This window comes from Xanthomonas prunicola, from assembly GCF_002846205.1.
Classification (GTDB): Bacteria; Pseudomonadota; Gammaproteobacteria; order Xanthomonadales; family Xanthomonadaceae; genus Xanthomonas; species Xanthomonas prunicola.
Map to the genome: position 1 here is coordinate 291,077 of NZ_PHKV01000003.1, position 22,280 is coordinate 313,356.

At 65.0% G+C, this 22,280-nt stretch carries 20 protein-coding genes; 18 read left to right on the forward strand and 2 right to left on the reverse strand.

Annotation, left to right across the window (positions count from 1 at the left end; all coding sequences use genetic code 11):
- Window positions 1–44: 44 nt before the first annotated feature.
- Window positions 45–896 (forward strand): APH(3') family aminoglycoside O-phosphotransferase, encoded by an 852-nt coding sequence (locus XpruCFBP8353_RS11280; RefSeq protein ID WP_101363327.1) that lies wholly within the window; start codon window positions 45–47, stop codon window positions 894–896.
- A 74-nt stretch (window positions 897–970) separates the two neighbouring features.
- Here XpruCFBP8353_RS11280 and mmuM read toward each other — a convergent pair whose 3' ends face one another.
- Together mmuM and mmuP are read right to left on the reverse strand one after the other, a co-directional pair.
- Window positions 971–1,933, reverse strand: a complete 963-nt coding sequence (gene mmuM, locus XpruCFBP8353_RS11285; protein ID WP_101363328.1) for a homocysteine S-methyltransferase — start codon at window positions 1,931–1,933, stop codon at window positions 971–973.
- Window positions 1,930–3,327 carry an S-methylmethionine permease gene (mmuP, locus tag XpruCFBP8353_RS11290; RefSeq protein ID WP_101363329.1) on the reverse strand — a complete coding sequence of 466 codons (1,398 nt, stop codon included), beginning with the start codon at window positions 3,325–3,327 and terminating at the stop codon, window positions 1,930–1,932. Before mmuP ends, mmuM begins: the two co-directional genes overlap by 4 nt.
- A gap of 362 nt (window positions 3,328–3,689) precedes the next feature.
- Here mmuP and gloA2 point away from each other — a divergent pair, with 362 nt between their 5' ends.
- The 17 genes from gloA2 to XpruCFBP8353_RS11375 all read left to right on the forward strand — a co-directional run bounded on the left by gloA2 (window position 3,690) and on the right by XpruCFBP8353_RS11375 (window position 22,265).
- Window positions 3,690–4,079, forward strand: a complete 390-nt coding sequence (gene gloA2, locus XpruCFBP8353_RS11295; protein WP_101363659.1) for an SMU1112c/YaeR family gloxylase I-like metalloprotein — start codon at window positions 3,690–3,692, stop codon at window positions 4,077–4,079.
- A gap of 139 nt (window positions 4,080–4,218) precedes the next feature.
- Window positions 4,219–5,112 carry an ABC transporter ATP-binding protein gene (locus XpruCFBP8353_RS11300; protein WP_101363330.1) on the forward strand — a complete coding sequence of 298 codons (894 nt, stop codon included), beginning with the start codon at window positions 4,219–4,221 and terminating at the stop codon, window positions 5,110–5,112.
- Between the two features lie 12 nt (window positions 5,113–5,124).
- Window positions 5,125–8,715: an ABC transporter permease/M1 family aminopeptidase gene (locus XpruCFBP8353_RS11305; RefSeq protein WP_101363331.1), complete on the forward strand. Its 3,591-nt coding sequence runs from the start codon at window positions 5,125–5,127 to the stop codon at window positions 8,713–8,715.
- Between the two features lie 399 nt (window positions 8,716–9,114).
- A complete protein-coding gene (locus tag XpruCFBP8353_RS11310) occupies window positions 9,115–9,564 on the forward strand; it encodes a DUF2147 domain-containing protein (protein WP_101363332.1) in 450 nt (149 codons plus the stop codon).
- A 233-nt stretch (window positions 9,565–9,797) separates the two neighbouring features.
- Window positions 9,798–11,888, forward strand: a complete 2,091-nt coding sequence (gene metG, locus XpruCFBP8353_RS11315; RefSeq protein ID WP_101363333.1) for a methionine--tRNA ligase — start codon at window positions 9,798–9,800, stop codon at window positions 11,886–11,888.
- Window positions 11,889–12,184: 296 nt separating this feature from the next.
- On the forward strand, window positions 12,185–12,775 hold the full coding sequence (locus XpruCFBP8353_RS11320; RefSeq protein WP_101363334.1) for an HAD family hydrolase: 591 nt from the start codon (window positions 12,185–12,187) through the stop codon (window positions 12,773–12,775).
- Window positions 12,776–12,781: 6 nt separating this feature from the next.
- On the forward strand, window positions 12,782–13,201 hold the full coding sequence (gene rnfB, locus XpruCFBP8353_RS11325; protein WP_101363335.1) for an Rnf electron transport complex subunit RnfB: 420 nt from the start codon (window positions 12,782–12,784) through the stop codon (window positions 13,199–13,201).
- A gap of 398 nt (window positions 13,202–13,599) precedes the next feature.
- Window positions 13,600–14,388, forward strand: a complete 789-nt coding sequence (locus XpruCFBP8353_RS11330) for a hypothetical protein (protein WP_101363336.1) — start codon at window positions 13,600–13,602, stop codon at window positions 14,386–14,388.
- A gap of 85 nt (window positions 14,389–14,473) precedes the next feature.
- Window positions 14,474–14,842, forward strand: coding sequence for a hypothetical protein (locus XpruCFBP8353_RS11335; protein WP_005911668.1), 369 nt, complete (start codon window positions 14,474–14,476; stop codon window positions 14,840–14,842).
- Between the two features lie 58 nt (window positions 14,843–14,900).
- A complete protein-coding gene (locus XpruCFBP8353_RS11340) occupies window positions 14,901–15,464 on the forward strand; it encodes a sigma-70 family RNA polymerase sigma factor (RefSeq protein WP_101363337.1) in 564 nt (187 codons plus the stop codon).
- Complete coding sequence (locus XpruCFBP8353_RS11345) at window positions 15,461–16,297, forward strand: anti-sigma factor (RefSeq protein ID WP_162301029.1); 837 nt, start codon at window positions 15,461–15,463, stop codon at window positions 16,295–16,297. Before XpruCFBP8353_RS11340 ends, XpruCFBP8353_RS11345 begins: the two co-directional genes overlap by 4 nt.
- Before the next feature lie 225 nt (window positions 16,298–16,522).
- Window positions 16,523–17,521: an acyl-CoA desaturase gene (locus XpruCFBP8353_RS11350; RefSeq protein ID WP_101363339.1), complete on the forward strand. Its 999-nt coding sequence runs from the start codon at window positions 16,523–16,525 to the stop codon at window positions 17,519–17,521.
- Entirely contained in the window at window positions 17,518–18,768 is a 1,251-nt protein-coding gene (locus tag XpruCFBP8353_RS11355) for an NAD(P)/FAD-dependent oxidoreductase (RefSeq protein ID WP_101363340.1), read from the forward strand. The genes XpruCFBP8353_RS11350 and XpruCFBP8353_RS11355 overlap by 4 nt, the downstream gene beginning before the upstream one ends.
- Window positions 18,768–19,652, forward strand: coding sequence for a DUF1365 domain-containing protein (locus XpruCFBP8353_RS11360; protein WP_162301030.1), 885 nt, complete (start codon window positions 18,768–18,770; stop codon window positions 19,650–19,652). The genes XpruCFBP8353_RS11355 and XpruCFBP8353_RS11360 overlap by 1 nt, the downstream gene beginning before the upstream one ends.
- Window positions 19,649–20,944 (forward strand): SAM-dependent methyltransferase, encoded by a 1,296-nt coding sequence (locus XpruCFBP8353_RS11365; RefSeq protein WP_101363342.1) that lies wholly within the window; start codon window positions 19,649–19,651, stop codon window positions 20,942–20,944. The genes XpruCFBP8353_RS11360 and XpruCFBP8353_RS11365 overlap by 4 nt, the downstream gene beginning before the upstream one ends.
- Complete coding sequence (locus XpruCFBP8353_RS11370; protein WP_101363343.1) at window positions 20,941–21,486, forward strand: DUF2878 domain-containing protein; 546 nt, start codon at window positions 20,941–20,943, stop codon at window positions 21,484–21,486. Before XpruCFBP8353_RS11365 ends, XpruCFBP8353_RS11370 begins: the two co-directional genes overlap by 4 nt.
- Window positions 21,483–22,265, forward strand: coding sequence for a DUF1295 domain-containing protein (locus tag XpruCFBP8353_RS11375; RefSeq protein ID WP_101363344.1), 783 nt, complete (start codon window positions 21,483–21,485; stop codon window positions 22,263–22,265). The genes XpruCFBP8353_RS11370 and XpruCFBP8353_RS11375 overlap by 4 nt, the downstream gene beginning before the upstream one ends.
- Window positions 22,266–22,280 lie beyond the last annotated feature (15 nt).

A 22,280-nucleotide genomic window follows, 5' to 3' on the forward strand; every position in this document is an offset into this window, starting at 1 on the left:
TCGCAGGCCGGGCGCCTGCGCTGCCGCCCACAGGACGTGTACCGATGCCTTCTGACGATGACCGCACGCATGCCGCATCACCGCGCGAGATTCCCTCCCAAGCGCCCTTGCTGTCGCCCAGCCTGACCGAGCGTCTGCGCAACGGCCGGTGGTGGCGCAATCTGATCGGAGAAGCGGGTGCAGAGGTATTCCGCGTGCAGCTCCCTACCGGCCCGGACGTTTTCCTCAAGCAGGCTGACGGCGACGACGCGCAGGCGCTGATCGACGAGAGGGTTCGCCTGGCGTGGTTGTCGCGCCTGGATGCGGACAACCTGCCGCCGGTGCCGGCCATCGTGCACGCCGACACCACGGGCGGACGCACCTGGTTGCTGACCAGCGCCATGCCGGGCCGCACTGCCTACGCCTGGCTGCAGGACGATCCCGGACGCGGCGTGGCCATCGTGCAGTCCCTGGCTGCAGCGCTGCGGCGCTGGCATGCGTTACCGGTGCACTGCTGCCCGTTCAACGCCGACCACATGCTGCGGCTGGCCCACGCCCGTCGACGCCTGGACGCCGGACTGATCGATGCCGACGATTTCGACGATGCCCGCGCCGGCTGGACGCCTGCGCAGGTCTGGGCGGCGATGCAGGCGCTGCTGCCGCTGCGGGCCGAGCGCGTGGTGACCCATGGCGACTATTCGCTGGACAACATCCTGCTCGATGCGCAAGGCCAGGTCACCGGCATCATCGATGTGGGCAAGGCCGGCATCGCCGATCCGTATCAGGACCTGGCCATCCTCTGGAACTGCCTGTCGGAGTTCGGCGCCGAGCTACAGCAGGCGCTGCTGACGGCCTACGCCACCGAACTGGACCTGGACCGTCTCACCTTCCACCTGTACCTGGACGAGTGCTTCTGACCGCCGGCGGATCCTCCCGCCACGCGCCCGGCCTGCCACATCCACCGCTCCGATGGATGACCGCGCGAATCGAATCACGCCTGCGCCCGCGCGGCCGCCAACGCGGCGATATCGCGCGGAGTGGTGCGGCAGCAGCCGCCGATCAGACGCGCGCCTGCAGCCAGCCACTGCGCGTGTTGGTCTGCCAGGCTGCAGGCAGGCGCATCGCCGGCATGCCAGCGTTTGTCGCCGGCGTCGTAGTGCTCGCCCGAGTTGGGGTACACCACCAGCGGCAAGGCGGTCAGCGCCGACAGACTCTGCAATGCGGCGGTAACCCGATCCAGCGCGATGCAGTTGATCCCCACCGCGATCACCTGCGCGCAGGCATCCAGCGCCGGAATCACGTGCGCCAACGGTGTGCCGTCGCTCAGATGATCGGCATCGCGCAACGTGAAAGAGAACCACGCGTGCAATTGCGGAAATTCTTCCAGCAGCAGGCGTAACGCGATGATCTCGTTCGCCGAGGGCAGCGTCTCGCAGGCCAGCACATCCACGCCCGCCGCGGCCAGCGCGGCGATGCGCGGGCGATGGAAGTCCATCAGTTGCGCCAAGGGCAACGTGTAGTCGCCGCGGTATTCCGAGCCATCGGCCAGATACGCGCCATACGGCCCGACCGACCCGGCCACCCATAACGGTGCGTCCTGCGGTTGCATCTGCAAATGATCGGCGCGCGCCTGCGCGGCCAGGGCCACGCTGCGTGCGATCAACGCCTGCGACTGCGCAACATCCAGTCCACGTGCGGCAAAGCCCAGCGGCGTGGCCTGGTAACTGGCAGTGATCGCGCACTGCGCGCCGGCAGCGAAGTAGTCGCGATGCACCTGATAGATCAGCTCCGGTTGCTCCATCAGCACGCGCGCCGACCACAGCGCATCGTTGAGATCGCAGCCGCGTTGTTCCAGTTCGGTAGCAAGCGCGCCATCCAGCAGCACATACCCGTCGTGCTGCAACGCCTGGCTGAAAGGCGCATTGGCGCGCGACTGGCGTGGAAGAATTGTCATGCGTGCAGTCTCCGGGCCGCAAGCCACTGGGTAAATGCATAAGCGCCATAGCACAGCGCGACGAACGGAATACCGCACCACAGCGCAATGCGCTGCTGCGGATCGAATGCCAGCCCGATGCAGGCCAGAAGACACAGCGAAAAGCCAAGGATCGGTGTCCATGGGTACCACGGCGCGCGATACGCCAGCGTCTCCAGCGCAATGCCATCGCGCAGCAGTTGACGACGGAAGCGGTAATGCGCGGCGCAAATGCTCAGCCACACCACGACGACCGCAAATCCCGACACTGCAGAGATCGCAACGAACACGGTGTCGGCCGCATACACAGCGGTCAGCAGCGCCAGCAAGCCGCCCAGCATGCTCAGTGACACGGCACGCAATGGAATGCCGCGGCCGGTCAACCGCGCCAGGCCCGAAGGCAACGTGCCTTCGTTGGCCAGCGACCACAGCATGCGCGCGGCCGCATACAGGCCCGAATTGGCCGCCGACAGGATCGCGGTCAGGATCACCGCGTTCAGGATGTCCGCCGCATACGGAAGGCCCAGCAGCTCGAACGCACGCACGAATGGACTTGTCTCCACCGCCGCCTGGCTGGCCGGCAGCAGCGCGGCCAGGACCAGCACGGTCCCGACAAACAACACCACCAGCCGTACCAAGGTCGTGCGAATCGCCAAGGGAATCGCACGCGCCGGCTGCGCGGTTTCGCCGGCGGCCACGCCGATCAACTCGGTACCGGAGAATGCGAAGTTCACCGCCACCATCGTCATCAGGATCGGCAAGGTGCCATGCGCAAACCAGCCATCGGCACGCAGATGCCGCAGCCCGGGCGCAGGCGAGCCATCGGCCAACGGCAGCAGGCCGATCACCGCCGCGCCACCCAGCACGATGAACACCAGGATCGTGATCACCTTGATCAACGAAAACCAGAATTCGCCCTCGGCAAACCAACGCGCCGACACCGTATTCAAGCCAAAGATCAGCGCGCAGAACAGTAGACACCACGGCCACGCCGGGCTGTGCGGAAACCAGTACTGCATGCAGAACGCCGCGGCGGTAAGGCTTGAGCCCAATGCCACCGTCCAGGTCAGCCAGTACAACCATGCCACCACGTAGCCGGTCGCCGGCCCCAGATAACGCGCCGCATAGACATGAAACGCACCGGTCTGCGGCATCGCCACCGCCAGTTCGCCCAGGCATTGCATCACCAGATACACCACCAGCGCGCCGATCAGATAGGCCAGTACCGTGCCCAGCGCGCCGGTGCTGGCGATGATGTAGCCGGTGTTGAAGAACAGCCCGGTACCGATCACGCCGCCCAGCGACAGCATCACCAGATGGCGCACCTGCATGCTGCGCTGAAACTGCGGTGCGGTGGTGGACGATGGCTCGGACATGGGTGCGCGTGATCGGGGGGGCTCCATACTGCCACGCGCCCGCAGGCGGGCACAGCCGTGCACACCCGAGCTGTGACGCAGGGCCTGCCGCTCAGTGGCGGACGGTTATGCTGCCGTTTGGTTTTTTGCTGGCTCTCCCTCATGCCACACCATCGCCTTACAGTCCTGCACACATCGTTGCGTCGCCTCGCTGACTCGAGCTTGCCCGGACGATCGCCCACTCCACGCAGCGCAACGTGCGCAGGCAATGCTGACCTTGCCGCGCTTTTCGTCGCGCGCACGCGTCTGCGCCGTGCGCGCAGCGAAGAGTGCAACACATCGACAACAGCCGCATTGCCGACAGCAGTGCTTCGGAGCGCCGCATGATGCTCGCCGGAATTCACCACGTGGCAATCATCGCTGGCGACTACGCGGTATCCAAACGGTTCTATTGCCAGATCCTGGGTCTGCGTGTGCTCGACGAGCATTACCGGCAGGCGCGCGACTCGTGGAAACTGGATCTGGCGCTGCCCGACGGCGGGCAGATCGAGCTGTTCTCGTTCCCCAATGCACCACTGCGGCCCAGCCGCCCCGAAGCGCGCGGCTTGCGCCACCTCGCCTTTCGCGTCGACGACCTTGATGCCGCGGTCGCACATCTCAACGCACACGGCGTGGCGACCGAAGACATCCGCATCGACGAATACACCGGCCGCCGCTTTACCTTTTTCGCCGATCCGGATGACTTGCCACTGGAGCTGTACGAGGTCGGCTAGCACCTACAGAACTGGCAGTCCGGTTATGCGGTGCGGTCACATCTGTGGCATCGACGCGTCGAGATGACATGACTTCCGGCGCATGCAGCGATACGGCCATCGCGCGGATGATCCTTGCAACCCGGACACAGGACCGTCCATGCTACAGATCCGCGCGTTGTCCAAGACCTACGCCAATGGCGTGCATGCGCTGCAAGGCGTCACGCTCGACATTCCCCGCGGCATGTTCGGGTTGCTCGGGCCCAACGGCGCCGGCAAGTCCTCGCTGATGCGCACGCTGGCCACCTTGCAGGAGCCGGACGCGGGCAGCGTGACGCTGACGGACGCAGACGGCAGCAGCATCGACGTGCTCAAGGAAAAAAACCTGTTGCGGCGCCGGCTGGGCTATCTGCCGCAGGATTTCGGCGTGTACCCGAAGGTCAGCGCGCTCGACCTGCTCGACCATTTCGCCGTGCTCAAGGGACTCACCAACCGTGCACAGCGCAAGGAAGTGGTCGAGCGACTCTTGCAGCAGGTCAATCTATGGGACGCGCGCAAGCGCAAGCTGGGCACCTATTCCGGCGGCATGCGCCAACGCTTCGGCATTGCGCAGGCGCTGCTGGGCAACCCGCAGCTGGTCATCGTCGACGAACCCACCGCCGGGCTGGACCCGGAAGAGCGCAACCGTTTTTTGAACCTGCTGGCCGAAATCGGCGAGAACGTGGTGGTGATCCTGTCCACCCACATCGTCGAAGACGTCACCGACCTGTGCCCGACAATGGCCATCATGAACAAGGGACAGGTGTTGCTGACCGGAAAGCCGGCCGATGCGATCGACATGCTCAACCAGCAGGTCTGGCGCAAGCAGGTCAACAAGAACACCTTGCCCGATTACGAAGCGCGCTTCACCGTCCTGTCCACGCGCCTGATCGCCGGCCATCCGGTGATCCACGTGTTCAGTGCGGGCTGTCCGGAACCGGGCTTCGAACAGGTCGCGCCCGATCTTGAGGATGTCTATTTCCAGCGCCTGCGCAAGCACGCGCTGGCTGCCTGACGGAGCGCGGCCATGATCCTGGCGTTCCTGCGCTTCGAGCTGCGCGAACAACTGCGCTCGCCCTTTTTGTGGTTGCTGGCCGCGCTATACGCCTTGCTGGCCTTCGCCGCACTCTCCAGCGATGCCGTACAGATCGGTGGTGGCATCGGCAATGTGCTGCGCAATGCGCCGACCGTCATCGCCAGCGTCCTGGCGATCTTCAGTCTGCTCGGTCTGCTGGTGGCTGCCTTGTTCGTCAGCAACGCGTTGCTGCGCGATTTCGAGCTGGGCACCGCCGAGCTGGTGTTCTCCACACCGGTGCGCCGCCGCGATTACCTGGTCGGCCGCATCGGTGCGGCACTGATCGCGGGCACGGTGATGTATCTGGTGATCGCACTGGGCATGTTCGTGGCGCAGTTCATGCCGTGGATCGACCAGGCGCGGCTGGGGCCGGTCGCGCTGCTGCCATACCTGTGGTCGCTGCTGGTGCTGGTGCTGCCCAACCTGCTGTTCACCACCGCGCTGCTGTCGGTGCTGGCGGTGACCACGCGCAGCATCCTGTGGGTCTACATCGGCGTCATCGTGTTTTTCGTGCTGTACGGCGTGAGCCGTGCGCTACTGGCCGATCTGGACAACGTCTGGGTTGCCACGCTGTCCGATCCACTCGGCATCCGCGCACTGTCGCAGACGTTGCGCTACTGGTCAGCGGAACAACGCAACCTGCAGCTGCCCCCATTCACCGGCTACCTGCTCGCCAATCGCGCCCTGTGGCTGGGCATGAGCGGGCTGTTGTTCGCGGCGACCTTCGCACTGTTCCGCACCGAACGTAGCGGCACGCGTCGTCGACGCGGCGTGGCGCCTGCTGCATACACCAGCGCACGGGCAGCCAGCGTGCGCGTCACCACCCCCCGCCTCACCGTGACGCCAGTGTTCGCGGCCAGCACTGCCTTCCGGCAACTGCTGCGCCAGATCCGTTTCGATACGCTCGGCGTGCTGCGCAGCGCGCCGTTCGTGGTGCTGCTGATCCTGGGCCTGGCCAACTTCATTCCGACCGCGCTGTTCAATGCGCGCCTGTACGGTACCGCCGTGCTGCCGGTCACCTCGTTGATGCTGCAGGCAATGCAGAACAGCTACAGCTTTCTGCTGATCATCGTGGTGCTGTTCTATGCCGGCGAACTGGTGTGGAAAGAACGCAGCACTCGCATCGACGGCATCACCGATGCCATGCCGATGCCGGACTGGGTACCGCTGCTCGGCAAGTTCGTCGCACTGCTGGCAGTGATCGCCAATTTCCAGCTCGCTGGCGCATTGACCTCGATCGCACTGCAACTTGGCCGCGGCTACACCACGATCGAGCCGCTGCTGTATCTCAAAACCCTGGCGCTTGGCTCGGTGCTGTATGTGCTGATGGGCGGCATGGCCCTGGTGCTGCAGGTTTTGAGCAACAACAAGTTCGTCGGCTATGCCATGTTGATGCTGGTGTTGATTGGGCAATCGGCGTTGTCGATGCTGGACTACACGCAGAACCTGTACAACTTCGGAAGCTGGCCCAACGCGCCGTATTCGGACATGAACGGCTTCGGCCACTTCCTGCCCGGGCAGTTGTGGTTCCAGGGCTATTGGGGCGTCTTCCTGCTGGCCTTGTTGCTGCTGTCCTCGGCGTTCTGGCCACGCGGCGTCGGCCATGGACTGCGTCAGCGGGTGCGCCTGGCAGTGCAGCGCTTACGCAGCCCCACCGGCGTGGCCTTGGCGGCTAGCCTGCTTGGCGTTGCGGCGATCGGCGGTTGGCTGTACTGGAATACCAACGTGTACAACAGTTTCCTGTCGCCGGAGCAGCGCTTGGACCTGCAGGCGCGCTATGAGCGCGATTACCGCAAGTACAAGGATTTGCCGCAGCCGCGCATCATTGCCGTGGACAACCATGTCGACCTGCACCCGGAAACGCAGTCGGTCGTGATCGATGCTACCTGGACCGTGCGTAACTCCCACAGCGCACCGATCAACGAGGTGCATATCGGCATGCAGGGCACTACCGGCGATCGTAGTCTGGTCAAGGTGGATCTCGGCGGGCAAACGCTGATCACCCACGATAGTCCGGCAGGCTACCGCATCTATCGGTTACAGCGCCCGCTGCAACCTGGCCAGGAGCGCGTGTTCCGCTTCCGCGTGGACCAGCACCCGCATGGCCTTAGCGCCGGGCAGGCACAGACCGATCTGGTCGCCAACGGCAGCTTCTTCAATAGCCAGGTATTGCCCTGGTTCGGCTACAACAGCCAAACCGAGATCACCGACCGCAACGATCGCCGCAAGCGTGGTCTGGGCGAACCGACACGCATGCCCAGGCTGGAAGATCAGGCCGCACGCGCCAACACCTACGTCAGCGACGATGCCGATTGGCTCAGCTTCGCCAGCACCATCTGCACCGCGCCGGACCAGATTGCGCTGGCACCCGGCTATCTGCAAAAGGAATTCCGGCAGGCGGGCAGGCGCTGCTTCCGCTACGTGATGGATCGCCCGATGCTCAACTTCTATGCGTACCTGTCGGCGCGCTGGCAGGTGCGCAAGGCTTACTACAAGAACATTCCGATCGAGATCTATTACGACTCCAAGCACCCGTACAACGTGCAACGCATGATCGAAGGCGTGCAGAAATCGTTGGCCTATTACGAAGCCAACTTCACCCCGTACCAGCATCACCAGGTGCGCATCATCGAGTTCCCCGGCTATGCCGGATTCGCGCAGTCGTTCGCCAATACCATTCCCTACTCCGAATCGATCGGTTTCATCGCCGACCTGCGCGACAAGGACGACATCGATTACGTGTTTTACGTCACCGCGCATGAAGTGGCGCACCAGTGGTGGGCGCATCAGGTGATCGGTGCGAATGTGCAGGGTGCCACGCTGCTGTCCGAATCGCTGGCGCAGTACTCGGCGCTGATGGTGATGGAGCGCGAATACGGGCGCGCGCACATGCGCCGCTTCCTCAAGTACGAACTGGACCGCTACCTGGAAGGGCGCGGCGGCGAAACGATCGATGAGCTGCCGTTGTACCGGGTGGAGAACCAGCAATACATCCATTACCGCAAAGGGTCGCTGGCGTTCTATCGCCTGCGCGAGGAGATTGGCGAGCAGGCGCTCAATCGCGCGTTGCAGCGTTTCCTGCAGGCCAAGGCGTTTCAGCAACCACCCTACACCACCTCGGCCGAGCTGCTGCAGGCCATTCGTGCCGAGGCACGCCCGGACCAGCAGGGAATGATCACCGACCTGTTCGAGAAGATCACCTTCTACGACAACCGTGTGGTGAGCGCACAGGCCCGCAAGCGCCCGGATGGGCGCTTCGATGTGACCGTGCAGGCGCAGGCGGCCAAGTTGCAGGCCGATGGCCGCGGCAAGGAGCATGCGGTGCCGATGGACGACTGGATCGAAGTCGGGATCTACGGCCAGCCCGCCGGCAAGAACGCCCAGGCGCCGGTGCTGGCGCTACAGCGGCAGCACGTCACCAGCGCCACGCCCAGCGTCACCCTGACCGTCGACGCCTTGCCCATCGAAGCTGGCTTCGATCCCGACAACAAGCTGATCGACCGGGTGCCGGACGACAATCGCAAGCGGGTGACGCTGCAATAGCGGGCGATCGCGGTCGCTGGCCGGTGATCGCTGGTCGGCCAGGACCGGCGATGCGCACAGCCAACCACTGCAAGCGAGCCGAACAAGTCCGCGACCGCCGAGGTGACGACGCGCCCTGCGCGCGCGTCATCGACCCGGTCGCAGCGAACGGACTGCATTCACTCGTGCTACCGGATGTGCGACAACGCACGTCGCACGACGGGATTTGCCCACTTAGCGCCGGCCCGCAAGCGGTCAGCCTGCGCAGCCGGCGTTCTCAGCGGGAGCGGCGCAGCTGCGGCACCGCAGCTGCGCGGCATGAACGCATCCCGCAGCGCGTCTTTCCCGCACCATACCCCACGGTATACATTCGCCATCAGGCCGCCGACGGCGGCCACAGCAATCCCTGGGAGGGGACACATGCGCAAGACCTTCAAGACCTTGATGGTGGCACTGCCGCTGGCCGCCGCCTCGCTGCTGGCCCAGGCGTCCGATTCGCCGGTGGGCCGCTGGAAGACCATCGACGACGAGACCGGCAAGCCCAAGTCGGTGGTGCAGATCGAACAGGCCACCAACGGCACGCTGAGCGGCAAGGTGGTCGAGATCCTGCAGTCCAACCATGGGCCCAACCCGACCTGCGACAAGTGCGATGGCGCGCTGAAGGGCAAGCCGATCAAGGGCATGACCATCCTGTGGGGCCTCAAGGCCGACGGCACTGCCGTATGGGATGGTGGCTCGGTGCTGGACCCGGCCAAGGGCAAGACCTACAAGGCCAAGATCACCTTGACCGACGGCGGCAAGAAGCTGCAGATGCGCGGTTATATCGGCATCGAAGCGCTGGGCCGTACTCAGACCTGGGTGCGTGAGTAGTCGGGAATCGGGAATCGGGATTGGGGAATCGGTAAGAGCAGGCGCCCGTGAGGGCGCCTTTTTTGCGTGTGTCCATCCTGACGTTACATGCGCGGCCAACACCTGCGCGCCTCGACAACACGGCCGCATGACCCTAGCTTTGACCGATTCCCCAATCCCGACTCCCGATTTCCAGCCCCAATCCCGGCTCCCGACTAATGCGATAATCGGCTGTCCCCCGCATTACGCCTGCCATGACCCGCACCGCACTTGTCACCACCGCTTTGCCGTATGCCAACGGCCCGCTGCATCTTGGCCATCTGGTCGGCTATATCCAGGCCGATATCTGGGTGCGCGCGCGCAGGTTGCGCGGCGACAAGACCTGGTTCGTCTGCGCCGACGACACCCATGGCACGCCGATCATGCTGGCGGCCGAGAAGGCCGGTGTGACCCCGGAAGCCTTCATCGCCAACATCCAGGCCAGCCATGAGCGCGATTTCGCCGCGTTCGGGGTGACCTTCGACCATTACGACTCGACCAATTCGCCGGTCAACCGCGAGCTGACCGAGGCCTTCTACACCAAGCTGGAGGCGGCCGGCCACATCAGCCGCCGCTCGGTGGCGCAGTTCTACGACCCGGCCAAGGGCATGTTCCTGCCGGACCGCTACATCAAGGGCATCTGCCCCAACTGCGGCAGCGCCGACCAGTACGGCGACAACTGCGAAGTCTGCGGTGCCACCTACGCGCCAACCGAGTTGAAGGAGCCCAAATCGGTGATTTCCGGTGCCACGCCGGAGCTGCGCGATTCGGAGCATTTCTTCTTCGAGGTGGGCCATTTCGACGGTTTCCTGCGCGAGTGGCTGGCCGGCGACGTGGCATTGCCGGGCGTCAAGGCCAAGCTCAAGGAATGGCTGGATACCGAAGGCGGCCTGCGCGCCTGGGACATCTCGCGCGATGCGCCGTATTTCGGCTTCCAGATTCCCGGCCAGCCGGGCAAGTATTTCTACGTGTGGCTGGATGCGCCGATCGGCTACCTGTGCAGCTTCAAGACGCTGTGCGCGCAGATGGGCGAAGACTTCGACGCGCACTTGGTGGCCGGCACGCAGACCGAACTGCATCACTTCATCGGCAAGGACATCGTCAATTTCCACGGCCTGTTCTGGCCGGCGGTGCTGCACGGCACCGGCCACCGCGCGCCGACGCGCCTGCACGTCAACGGCTATCTGACCGTGGACGGCGCCAAGATGTCCAAGTCGCGCGGCACCTTCGTGATGGCGCGGACCTTCCTGGACGTCGGCCTGGAGCCGGAGGCGCTGCGCTATTACTTCGCGGCCAAGTCCTCCGGCGGCGTGGACGACCTGGACCTCAACCTGGGCGATTTCATTGCGCGGGTGAATGCCGATCTGGTCGGCAAGTTCGTCAACCTGGCCAGCCGCTGTGCGGGCTTCATCGGCAAGCGCTTCGACGGCAAGCTGGCCGAAGCGCTGCCCGATCCGGCGCAGTACGAACGCTTCGTCGCCGCGTTGGCGCCGATCCGCGAAGCCTACGAGCGCAACGACGCGGCCAGCGCGATCCGCCAGACCATGGCGCTGGCCGACGAGGCCAACAAGTACATCGACGACACCAAGCCGTGGGTGATCGCCAAGCAGGAGGGCGCCGACGCGCAGCTGCAAGCGGTGTGCACGCAGGGCCTGAACCTGTTCCGGATCCTGGTTGCGGCACTCAAGCCGATCCTGCCGCGCACCTGTGCCGAGGCCGAGGCCTTCCTGTCGGCGCCCATGACCAGTTGGGAAGACGTGGAGCGCCCGCTCACGGCGCACACGATCCAGCCCTACACTGCCCTGTTCACCCGTATCGACCCCAAATTGATCGACGCCATGACCGACGCTTCAAAAGACACCATGGCCGCACCTGCGGCACCCGCTGCGGCCACCGTCAGCGCTGCAAAGGTGGCCAACACCGATGCAAAAGCGGCCACGCCGGCCAATCCCCTGGCCTCCGTTTCGCATCCAGGTCTTATTGGCATGGACGATTTCGCCAAGCTCGACCTGCGTATCGGCAAGGTGCTGGTGTGCGAATTCGTGGAAGGCTCCGACAAGCTGCTGCGCTTCGAGCTGGATGCCGGCGACTTGGGCAAGCGACAGATCTTTTCGGGCATCCGCGCCAGCTACGGCGAGCCGGACACCTTGGTCGGCCGCAGCGTGGTATTCATCGCCAACCTGGCCCCGCGCAAGATGCGCTTCGGCATCAGCGAAGGCATGATCCTGTCGGCCGGTTTCGACGGCGGCGCCCTGGCGCTGCTGGATGCCGACAGCGGCGCCCAGCCGGGCATGCCTGTGCGGTGACGCGGAATTGGAAATGCGGGAATCGGGAATCGTAGAAGCCAGAGCTGATTGTTGAGGGAGGCCTGACCCGCGTACTTGGCGCGTCCCCTCATCCGCCCCTGCGGGGCACCTTCTCCCGCACGCGGGAGAAGGAGATAGATCGACGCTGTAGTAGCCCCTCTCCCGCAAGCGCGAGAAGGAGATAGATCGACGCTGTAGTAGCCCCTCTCCCACCTGCGGGAGAGGGGAACAAACCAGTCACCGTGCTTTTGACCAATCCCCAATCCCCAATCTCGACTCCCCAATTCCCGCCTCTCATGCACCTAGCACTGTTCGACTTCGACCACACCATCACCACCTGCGACACCTATGGGCGTTTCCTGCGCAAGGTGGCAACGCCTGCGCAGGTGGCGGCGGCGAAGTGGCAGGTGGGACCGTGGGTGCTGGGCTATCGGATGGGCGTGGTGTCCGCAGCAACCTTGCGCGCGCGGGTGACGCGACGGGTCTTCAGCGGCCGCTTGCTGGATGACATCGCCGCGCTTGGTGTCGAGTATGCGCGCACCACGCTGCCGGGCGTGCTGCGTGCAGAGATGATGCAGCGCATCGACTGGCACCAGGCGCAGGGGCATGAGGTGGTGCTGGTGTCCGGCTCGCTGGATCTGTATCTGCAGCCGTGGTGCACACAGCATGGGCTGTCGCTGATCTGCAACCGGCTGGACCACAACGACGGCCGCCTGAGCGGACGGTATGCCGACAGCGATTGCGGACCGCACAAGGCCGCGCAGATCCGCGCGCGCTATGACCTGTCGCAGTACGACTGCGTGCACGCCTACGGCGACAGCCGCGAAGACAAGCCGATGCTGGCACTGGCGCAACAGCGCTGGTATCGCGGCAATCCGCTGCACTGATCGCATATGCCCGTCCCCACGCCCCCCCTGGTCGAACGTCTCGACCGCCTGCTGCCACAGACCCAATGCGGTCAATGCGGCTACGACGGCTGCCGCCCCTATGCGCAGGCCATGGCCGACGGACTGGCCGACGTCGACCACTGCCCGCCCGGCGGCGATGCGGGCGCACGTGCCCTGGCGCAGGTGCTGGAGGTACCGGCGCGCCCCTTCGATCGCAGCCGCGGCGCGCACAAATCGCCACAGGTCGCCTGGATTGTGGAAGCCGATTGCATCGGCTGCACCAAGTGCATCCAGGCCTGCCCGGTAGATGCCATCGTCGGCGGGGCCAAGCACATGCACACGGTGATCGCGCCGCTGTGCACCGGCTGCGAGCTATGCCTGCCGGCCTGCCCGGTGGATTGCATCGTGCTGCACCCAGCCGGCTGAACGCGACGTTCAGTCCGCTATCGCACCCAGCCGATGCCTGCGCGGCCACCGATTCGCGCACATCGCATCACGGTCAGACACGGCGCAAGCCGGGTCTGAGCGAACGCGCAATGTCATGCGCCCACACCTTCAACGCTCTGCACCATGCGCGCTTGCCTGCACGTGTCCACACCACTTGCCGCCGCCGCACCCACGCATCACGGCACGCCCCCCCGTTCCGGCACGGTTCCATGCCGCCGCTAGCACCGCCGATGCCATCACCAGCTGCCGCCAGCGACTCCCAGGCCATCGGCCCCAGCGCTCCAACCACCGTGCCGTCAGGAACGTCCTGACGCAGCCGGCGCATCCGTGCTGCGGCCGCGCCCGTATTGGTATGCACTCCCATCGAGGATCTGCCGATGCGCCCATTTGCCGCTGCCATCGCTGCGTTCACCATCCGTTGCCGGTCGATTCGGCCAATACTGCTGCTAGTGCTATGCAGCCTGCCACTCAGTGCAGCGGCAGTGACGCGAGTGGATGGCGATGCCTTCGATGGGGACAGCGGCGCGTTGCGGTATCGCGAGTCGCATTGGCTGCTCGACGACGGCGGGCGGCTGGTGCTGTACCGCTGCCCGGACGGGAGACCGTTTGCGCGCAAGCAGGTTGACGGCGGTGGCAGCTCACCCGACTTCAGCCTGATCGACGGGCGCGACGGGTATCGCGAAGGCGTGCGCCAACGCGATGGCGTGCGCGAAATGTTTCAGCTTGTCCCCGGCAAACCCGAACGCCGCACCACGCTGCCGCCCGGCACCGGCGCACGGGTGATCGACGCCGGGTTCGACACCTACTTGCGCGAGCAGTGGGACGCCATTGCGAGCGCACCGCAAAAGGTGGATTTCGTATTGCCCAGCCTGCAGCGGCAGTTGGGTTTCCGGGTCGAACGCATGGGCGATACTGCCGGCCAGCGGCGTTTCCGCATCAGTCTGGATGCCTGGTACGGCGCGGCGGTGCCGTCGCTGGAGGTGGGTTACTCGATCGCCAACAGGCGCCTGCTCGAATTCCGCGGTGTGGGCAATCTGCGCGATGCGAACGGCCGCTATCCGCGCGTGCGCATCGTTTTCCCGGATAGTGCTGCGCGCGCGGCCAGTGCCGAGGAATTACGCGCGGCCCGCGAGCAGCCGCTCACCAAGGCGTGCAGCGCCCCGTGAGCCGCGCCCGCGCCATCTTCACGTTCGACCACGCGCTGTTGCGTACAACGGCCCGGGCACCCATTCCCCGCACAGGAGCACCGTCGTGGCAAAAGCCTATCTCTGGATCAATGCAGTGCTCTACTTCGTCCTGGCGGTGTGGTGCACGCTCTCCCCGGCCAAGACCGCAACGGCGGTGGGCTATACCCAGCTCTCGCCGGCAGGGCAATCCGAATATCTGGTCATCTACGGCGGTCTGCAACTGGGTATGGCGTTCCTGTTCGGCTATTTCGCATGGATCGATCAAGCCCGCACCGGCTTGGTGGTCGCACTGGCGTTCTATGTCCCCATCGTGCTGTTCCGTAGCGTCTCGCTCTCGCGCTTGTGGCCGGTCTCCGCACCCACTGTTGCGCTTGCCGGCGTGGAGATCCTGCTGCTGCTCGCCGCGGTGCTGCTGTGGTTCCAGCGCAAGTGAAAGACACACCCCGCCCAGTCCGGTAGCATCGCTCCCACCTCACCCAACGCCCGAACGCATGAGTGCCATTCCTGGCCACGACGACGATGAGACCGGACGCCTGCTGACCGCAACTGCGAGCGGCGACCGGCATGCTTTCGAAGCGCTGTACCGGCAGACCTCGCCCAAGCTGTTCGGGGTGTGCCTGCGCATGATCCCGCAACGCGCCGAGGCCGAAGAGGTGCTGCAGGACGTGTTTACGCTGATCTGGCACAAGGCCGGGCAGTTCGACCCGAGCCGCGCACGCGGGCTGACCTGGCTGGCGATGATCGCGCGCAACAAGGCAATCGACCATCTGCGCGCCAACGCGCCGCAGCGCCGCAACGTGGCGCTGGACGATGCCGGCGAACTGCGTGCCAGTGATGCCTCGCCGCTGGAGCGCACCGAGCGCGCCAGCACGCGCCGGCGCATCGATCATTGTCTGGCCGAACTGGAGCCGCCGCGCAGCGAAATGATCCGCACTGCGTTCTTCGAAGGCATCACCTACGAAGAACTCGCCGCGCGCACCGATACGCCGATCGGCACGGTCAAAAGCTGGATCCGTCGTGGTCTGGCAAAACTCAAGGCATGTCTGGAACGATGAGCACGCCATTTCCCATCGACCAGGAACCGCCGCGCGATGTGCTTGCCGGCGAATACGTGCTTGGCCTGCTGAGCGCCGAAGAACGCCTGGCGGCCGAACAACGCGTTGCCACCGACGATCAGTTCGCCCAGGCAGTCCTGCAGTGGCAGGAACTGCTGGCGCCACTGCTGGAAGAAATCGCCGCGGAGACGCCAACGGATCAGGTGTGGGCGCGCGTGCGCCAGACGCTGGGCTTCGATACCCCCTTGCGCGCAGTGCCGTCTGCAGTGCCGGTCAGCCCCAATGCGCCGGCAGCACCGTTGTGGAACAACGTGCGGTTCTGGCGCTGGGCCAGCGTCGGTGGGCTGGCCACCGCAGCGGTGTGCGTGCTCGCCCTGCTCAACGTGCGTACGCCGTCGGCACCGGTGCAGCAGCCGCCAAGCGGCGAGGTGGTGCAGACTCCGGTCACCCAGCCGCAGACCACCAAACCGCCCGCAGCAACCGGGATCGCCATGACCTCGACCCTGGCCACCGAAGACGGTCGCCCTGGTTACGTGGCCTTGATGGATGCCGACAAGCACACCATCACGGTGACGCCGCTGGACCGCACCGCCACCGTCGACAAGGTGCCTGAGCTGTGGTTGATCACCCCCGATGGCAAGGCACATTCGATGGGCACGTTCGACGATCAACGCGCACGCCGTGCGCAGATCCCCGATCAGTTGATGCCCATGCTCAGCAACGACGCGCTCCTGGCCGTCACACTGGAACCGCCGGGCGGCGCACCGGGTGGCGTTGCCACTGGCACGGTGGTTGCCAAGGGTGGCATCAGCACGCTGGCAATGGCGCCCTGATTCAGCACGCCTGACCCCGCTTGCGAGCGCATCGCAAGCGGGATTCATTGGAAAACAGCCTCTTCCGCGCCAGCAGTGCCTGGCGCTGGCAATGTGTGCGCAGTTGCGCGTTTCATTCGCGCCGCCAAGCGAACCCCAGCCACGCATGCGACGATCAAGCGGCCTGGTGCATCTGTTTTCCGGCAGCGTCCGTACTGGGTCACGACTACCTATGGAGAATCACGCGTGCCGAGTACTGGCTCCGACCCTCACGCTGCAGCGTCGCAGCCCGTAACCACGCCACCGCGTGGAGGGTTGGCCGCGCGCATCGGCAGCCTGCGTCGCTGGGTGGATTCGCAAACCGACGAGCCCCTGGACGAAGCGCGCGCCGATCGCATCGACTGGCTGCGTGCACTGCCCTTCATTGCGCTGCATCTGGCTTGCCTGGCGGTGTTCTGGGTCGGTGCGTCGTGGTTTGCGGTAGGCATGGCGGTGGCGCTGTACGCGCTGCGCATGTTCGCGCTCACCGGTTTTTATCACCGCTACTTTTCGCACCGCGCGTTCAAGACCTCGCGGATGCTGCAATTCGTCTTCGCCGCCATCGGAGCTACCTGCGTGCAGCGCGGGCCCTTGTGGTGGGCAGCGCACCATCGCAATCATCACCGGCATACCGACACCGGCCGCGACCCGCATTCGCCAGCCCAGCACGGCTTCTGGTGGAGCCATACCGGCTGGTTCCTGACCCCGCGCAATTTCCGCACCGATTGGGACGCGATTCCCGATCTGCGCCGCTTTGCCGAATTGCGCTTTCTGGACCGCTTCGACATCGTGATGCCGGTGGTTCTGGCGGTGGGCCTCTACCTGCTCGGCGACTGGCTGGCAGATGCTGCGCCCACGCTGAAGACCAACGGTGCGCAATTGCTGGTGTGGGGGTTTGTGATCTCCACTGTGGCGCTGTTCCATGCCACCTTCACCATCAACTCGCTGGCGCATCGCTTCGGCAGCCGGCGTTTCGAAACACGCGACGACAGCCGCAACAACTGGTTGCTGGCGCTAATCACCTTCGGCGAAGGCTGGCACAACAACCATCACTTTTTCCCCGGTTCCGCGCGCCAAGGCTTGCGGTGGTGGGAATACGACATGACCTGGTACGGGCTCACCGCGATGTCGTGGGTGGGGCTGGTATGGGATCTCAAGCCGATGCCGAAGGGGCTCACCCAGCGCGCCGAACGGGTGACGCGATGAGCGAGGGCAGGATTGCCGTGGTCGGCAGCGGCATCGCCGGCCTGGGTGCAGCGTGGCTGTTGTCGCGGCGCTACGAAGTGACCTTGTTCGAAGCAGCCGATTATGTGGGCGGGCATACGCACACGCACGACATCCTGTTGGAGGGTCAGCGTTACGCGGTGGACAGCGGCTTCATCGTGTTCAATCCGCAGCATTACCCGCTGCTCACACGCATGTTTGCCGAGTTGGACGTCGCCGCACAGCCGACCACGATGAGCTTTTCGGTACACGATGCGCGCAGCGGGCTCGAATACAACGCCGGCAGCCTGGGCGGGTTGTTCTGCCAGCGCCGCAACCTGCTCAGCCCACGTTTCTGGGGCATGCTGGCCGACCTGCGCCGCTTCTATCGGCAAGCACCGGCAGTGCTGCACAGTGACGAGCGTTTCAGCACGCTGGGTGCGTACCTGCAGCGGCACGGCTATTCGGATGCGTTTCGCGACCAGCACCTGGTACCGATGGCCTCGGCGCTGTGGTCGTCGCCCTCGCAGACCATTCTCGAATTTCCCATGGGCCAGCTGATCGGCTTCATGGCCAATCACCACATGCTGCAAGTGAGCGGCCGTCCGCAGTGGCAGGTAGTGCGTGGCGGATCCAACAGCTATGTGCGTGCGTTGCGTCGGCGTTGGCAGGTGATCGAACGCCTGTCAACGCCGGTACAGTCAATCCGCCGTACGCCCAATAGCGTGGTGGTGAAGGCGTCACGTTGCGAGGAACACTTCAACCACGTGGTGTTGGCTTGCCACGCCGATGATGCGCTGGCCTTGCTCAGCGATGCCACGCCAGCCGAGCAGCAGATCCTGGGCGGCATCACGTATCAGGACAACGACACCGTGCTGCACACCGATGCTAGCGTGCTGCCACGCGACCGGCGCGCCTGGGCGGCATGGAACGCGCACGTGCCGGCCGATCCAGATGCCGCCTGCACAGTGAGCTATTGGATGAACGCACTGCAGTCGATCACCTCCCCGCAGCAGTTCATCGTCAGCCTTAATCGCAATCACGAGATCGACCCCAGCAAGGTACTGCGGCGCATGCGCTATCGCCACCCGGTACAGAACGCAGCCGCACTGGCAGCGCAGACGCGCAAGGCCGAGATCCAGGGCGTGCAGAACACCTGGTTCGCCGGCGCCGCATGGGGCTTCGGTTTCCACGAAGACGGCCTGCGCAGCGGCGTGGATGTGGCGCAAGGCCTGGGAGTGCAGTGGTAATGCAGCTGCTGCGCGAAGCCCACACCGACGCGGTGCCCTTGCCCCCTGCCGAGGGCGACGGTGCCGGTCGCGTGGTGGAGCCGTTGCACAGCGCGATCTACACCGGTTGGGTGCGGCATCGCCGATTCATGCCCAAAGCGCTGCAATTCCGTTATCGCCTGTTTCTGATGTATCTGGATCTGTCCGAACTGGATCAGGTGTTTGCGCAGCGCTGGTTATGGTCGGTGGGACGCGCCAACCTGGCGCAGTTTCGTCGCAGCGATTATTTGGGCGATGCACACGTTCCGCTGGACCAGGCGGTACGCGACTGCGTGCAGTCGCACACCGGTGAGCGCCCCGACGGTGCGATTCGGCTGCTGACGCATTTGCGCTACTTCGGCCACGTGTTCAATCCGGTCAGCTTTTACTATTGCTTCGATCGTCACGACAGCCTGCGCTGGATCGTGGCCGAAATCACCAACACGCCCTGGCAGCAGCGTCACACCTATGTGCTGCCGGTTGCACAGGCGCGCACGCATCGCGATGTGCATGCGTGGCGCTTCGACAAGCGCTTCCACGTTTCGCCGTTCATGGGCATGCAGCATCGCTACGACTGGCGCTTCAACGTGCCCGATGCGCAGTTGCGCGTGCACATGGATGTGCTGGACGCCATCGGCGACGATGCCGGCGGCGCCATCGACAACAGCGGCACGCGCCGCTTCGACGCCACCTTGGTGCTGCAACGTCAACCGCTCACCGGGCGCAGCCTGGCGCGTACGTTGCTGGCTTATCCGTTGATGACGGTCTGGGTGGTAATCGCCATTCATTGGCAGGCCTTGCGCCTGTGGCTGCGCGGCAACCCTGTCCACGACCACCCTCACCCGCCTGTGCGAGAACCCCGATGAACGCCACGTCCCTGCCCGAACACGCTGCGCCGCGCGCGGCCTCCTGGACGGACCGTCTGCTACGCAAGCGCCTGCTGGCCACGCTTGGGCAATTGCGCGATGGGCAGTTGCAGCTCCATGACGGCGGCACTGTCACCACGCTGGGCACGGCCAGCGGCGCGCAGGCGTTGCAGACGCAATTGCGTGTGATCGATCCCGGCTTTTATCGCCAGGCTGCGCTCAACGGCAGCGTCGGTGCGGGCGAGTCGTATATGGATGGACAGTGGCAGTGCGATGACCTGGTTGCCTTGATGCGTCTGCTGCTGCGCAACCGTGAGCGGTTGGACGCAATGGAGACCGGCACCGCGCGCCTGGGCGGTTGGGCCATGCGCAGCCTGCATACGTTTGCGCGCAATACCCGCAGCGGCAGCCGGCGCAATATCGCCGCGCACTACGATCTGGGCAACCCGCTGTTCAAGCTGTTTCTGGATGAAAACCTGATGTACTCGTCGGCGATCTTCGTCGATGGCGAAGAAGCGCAGGGCGAAGCGGCGCTGGAGCGCGCGGCCACGCGCAAGCTCGAACGCATCTGCCGGAAGTTGCGCCTGGGCCCGCAGCATCATGTGGTGGAAATCGGCACCGGCTGGGGCGGCTTTGCGCTGCATGCGGCGCGCGAACACGGCTGCCGTGTGACCACCACCACCATTTCGCGCGAGCAGTTCGAGCTGGCCACGCAACGCATCGCTGCAGCCGGATTGAGCGATCGGGTGACGGTGTTGTTGCGCGACTACCGCGATCTGGAAGGTCGCTTCGACCGTGTGGTGTCGATCGAGATGATCGAAGCGATCGGCCATCAGTATCTGGACACGTATTTCGCCAAGGTCGGCAGCCTGCTGGCCGACGATGGCGAGGCGCTGATCCAGGCCATCACCATCGAAGACCACCGCTACAAGCAGGCGCTGCACTCGGTGGATTTCATCAAACGGCATATCTTCCCGGGCAGCTTCATTCCCTCGGTCGCGGCGATGACCGGTGCAGTCGCGCGCGCCAGCGATCTGCGCCTGTTCAACCTGGAAGACATCGGCCCGAGCTATGCGCTGACATTGCGCGCGTGGCGGCAGCGCTTCATGGCGCAGTTGCCGCAGGTGCGTGCGCTGGGCTACGACGAGCGCTTCATCCGCATGTGGGAGTTCTACCTGGCGTATTGCGAAGCCGGATTCCTGGAACGCTCGATCGGCGATGTGCATCTGTGGCTGAGCAAGCCCGGTGCGCGCCCGCCGCAGTTCGTGCCCGGCCTCGCTGCCGACGCATGAAGCAGCTCGGCAACTACCTCGGCCTGCAAGTGCTATGGCTGGTGGCGGTCAGCACCGCTGCGCATGCCCGCATCTGGCCAACGCTGCTGGCGCTGGCCGTATTCGCGCTGTACCAGCTGTGGCCATCGCGGCGCGCGCCCGGCGATATGCCGTTGATGATCGCGGCGTTGTCGCTGGGATTGCTGTTGGACACCACGCTTGCCGCCGCCAATTGGGTGCGCTACGCCGCGCCGTGGCCAGGCAGCCTGCTGGCACCGCCGTGGATTCTGGCGTTGTGGCTGGGCTTTGCACTCACCCTCAATCATTCGCTGGCCACGGTGATGCAGCGGCCGTGGCTTGCGGTGCTGCTCGGCGCCATCTTCGGGCCATTTTCGTATTGGTTGGCGCAACGCAGCTGGCACGCGGTGGAATTTCAATCGCCCTATCTGCATGCCGTGCTTGCCGTGGGCATCGGTTGGGGCGTGGCCTGCGGCCTGTTGTCGCTGTATGCACGCCGGCTGGCGCGACCATTGCCTGAGCACATCACCGGAGAACTGCAATGAATGCCTGGCCGCTGCTGCATGTGGGCGTGTTCGCAAGCGTGGTGATGATGATCGGCTGGCTGTGGCAACGCCGCAGCGGCAACGCCGGCCCGGTCGATGTGTTGTGGGCGGGCTGCCTGGCGGTGGCTGCGCCGTACTGCGCATGGATGTCCGATGGCGCCGTGCTGCCGCGCGTGCTGGTCGCGGTGCTCGGCGGCGTGTGGGGTGCGCGGCTGGCGCTGCATCTGGGCGTGCGCGTGTTCGGCGACCCGCACGAAGATGGCCGCTACCGCGCATTGCGCGCACATTGGAATGGCAGCCAAAGCAAGTTCCTCGGGTTTTTCCTGGCCCAGGCTGTGGTGGTGGTGCTGTTCGCGGTGCCGTTTCTGGCCGCTGCCAGCAACCCGACTCCTGATTGGAGCCTATGGACCACCATCGCTATTGCCGTATGGTTGATCGCGGTCGGTGGCGAAGCGTTGGCCGACAGACAGTTGTCGGCGCACAAGGCCAACCCGGCCAATCGTGGTAAGACCTGCCGCACCGGTCTATGGCGTTACTCGCGCCATCCCAATTATTTCTTCGAGTTCGTGCACTGGTTTGCGTATCTGGCGCTTGCCGTCGGTGCCGGGCCGTGGCCGGTGGCGCTGTGCGCGCTCGGCCCGGTGGTGATGTTCGTGTTCCTGTATCGCTTCACCGGCATCCCCTATACCGAGCAGCAGGCATTGCGCTCGCGTGGCGAGGATTACGCCCAGTACCAACGCAGCACCAGCGCGTTCTTCCCGCTTCCCCCTTCGTCCTGAGTTGCCTGGAGAGTT

Bases quoted from the DNA above. Each gene is read 5' to 3' on its own strand.
- XpruCFBP8353_RS11345 (WP_162301029.1), top strand. From the start codon at position 15,461: ATGAGCACGCCATTTCCCATCGACCAGGAACCGCCGCGCGATGTGCTT.
- mmuM (WP_101363328.1), bottom strand. From the start codon at position 1,933: ATGACAATTCTTCCACGCCAGTCGCGCGCCAATGCGCCTTTCAGCCAG.
- XpruCFBP8353_RS11375 (WP_101363344.1), top strand. From the start codon at position 21,483: ATGAATGCCTGGCCGCTGCTGCATGTGGGCGTGTTCGCAAGCGTGGTG.
- XpruCFBP8353_RS11355 (WP_101363340.1), top strand. From the start codon at position 17,518: ATGAGCGAGGGCAGGATTGCCGTGGTCGGCAGCGGCATCGCCGGCCTG.
- metG (WP_101363333.1), top strand. From the start codon at position 9,798: ATGACCCGCACCGCACTTGTCACCACCGCTTTGCCGTATGCCAACGGC.
- XpruCFBP8353_RS11340 (WP_101363337.1), top strand. From the start codon at position 14,901: ATGAGTGCCATTCCTGGCCACGACGACGATGAGACCGGACGCCTGCTG.
- gloA2 (WP_101363659.1), top strand. From the start codon at position 3,690: ATGATGCTCGCCGGAATTCACCACGTGGCAATCATCGCTGGCGACTAC.
- XpruCFBP8353_RS11280 (WP_101363327.1), top strand. From the start codon at position 45: ATGCCTTCTGACGATGACCGCACGCATGCCGCATCACCGCGCGAGATT.
- mmuP (WP_101363329.1), bottom strand. From the start codon at position 3,327: ATGTCCGAGCCATCGTCCACCACCGCACCGCAGTTTCAGCGCAGCATG.
- XpruCFBP8353_RS11330 (WP_101363336.1), top strand. From the start codon at position 13,600: ATGCGCCCATTTGCCGCTGCCATCGCTGCGTTCACCATCCGTTGCCGG.
- XpruCFBP8353_RS11300 (WP_101363330.1), top strand. From the start codon at position 4,219: ATGCTACAGATCCGCGCGTTGTCCAAGACCTACGCCAATGGCGTGCAT.
- XpruCFBP8353_RS11370 (WP_101363343.1), top strand. From the start codon at position 20,941: ATGAAGCAGCTCGGCAACTACCTCGGCCTGCAAGTGCTATGGCTGGTG.
- rnfB (WP_101363335.1), top strand. From the start codon at position 12,782: ATGCCCGTCCCCACGCCCCCCCTGGTCGAACGTCTCGACCGCCTGCTG.
- XpruCFBP8353_RS11305 (WP_101363331.1), top strand. From the start codon at position 5,125: ATGATCCTGGCGTTCCTGCGCTTCGAGCTGCGCGAACAACTGCGCTCG.
- XpruCFBP8353_RS11320 (WP_101363334.1), top strand. From the start codon at position 12,185: ATGCACCTAGCACTGTTCGACTTCGACCACACCATCACCACCTGCGAC.
- XpruCFBP8353_RS11365 (WP_101363342.1), top strand. From the start codon at position 19,649: ATGAACGCCACGTCCCTGCCCGAACACGCTGCGCCGCGCGCGGCCTCC.
- XpruCFBP8353_RS11310 (WP_101363332.1), top strand. From the start codon at position 9,115: ATGCGCAAGACCTTCAAGACCTTGATGGTGGCACTGCCGCTGGCCGCC.
- XpruCFBP8353_RS11360 (WP_162301030.1), top strand. From the start codon at position 18,768: ATGCAGCTGCTGCGCGAAGCCCACACCGACGCGGTGCCCTTGCCCCCT.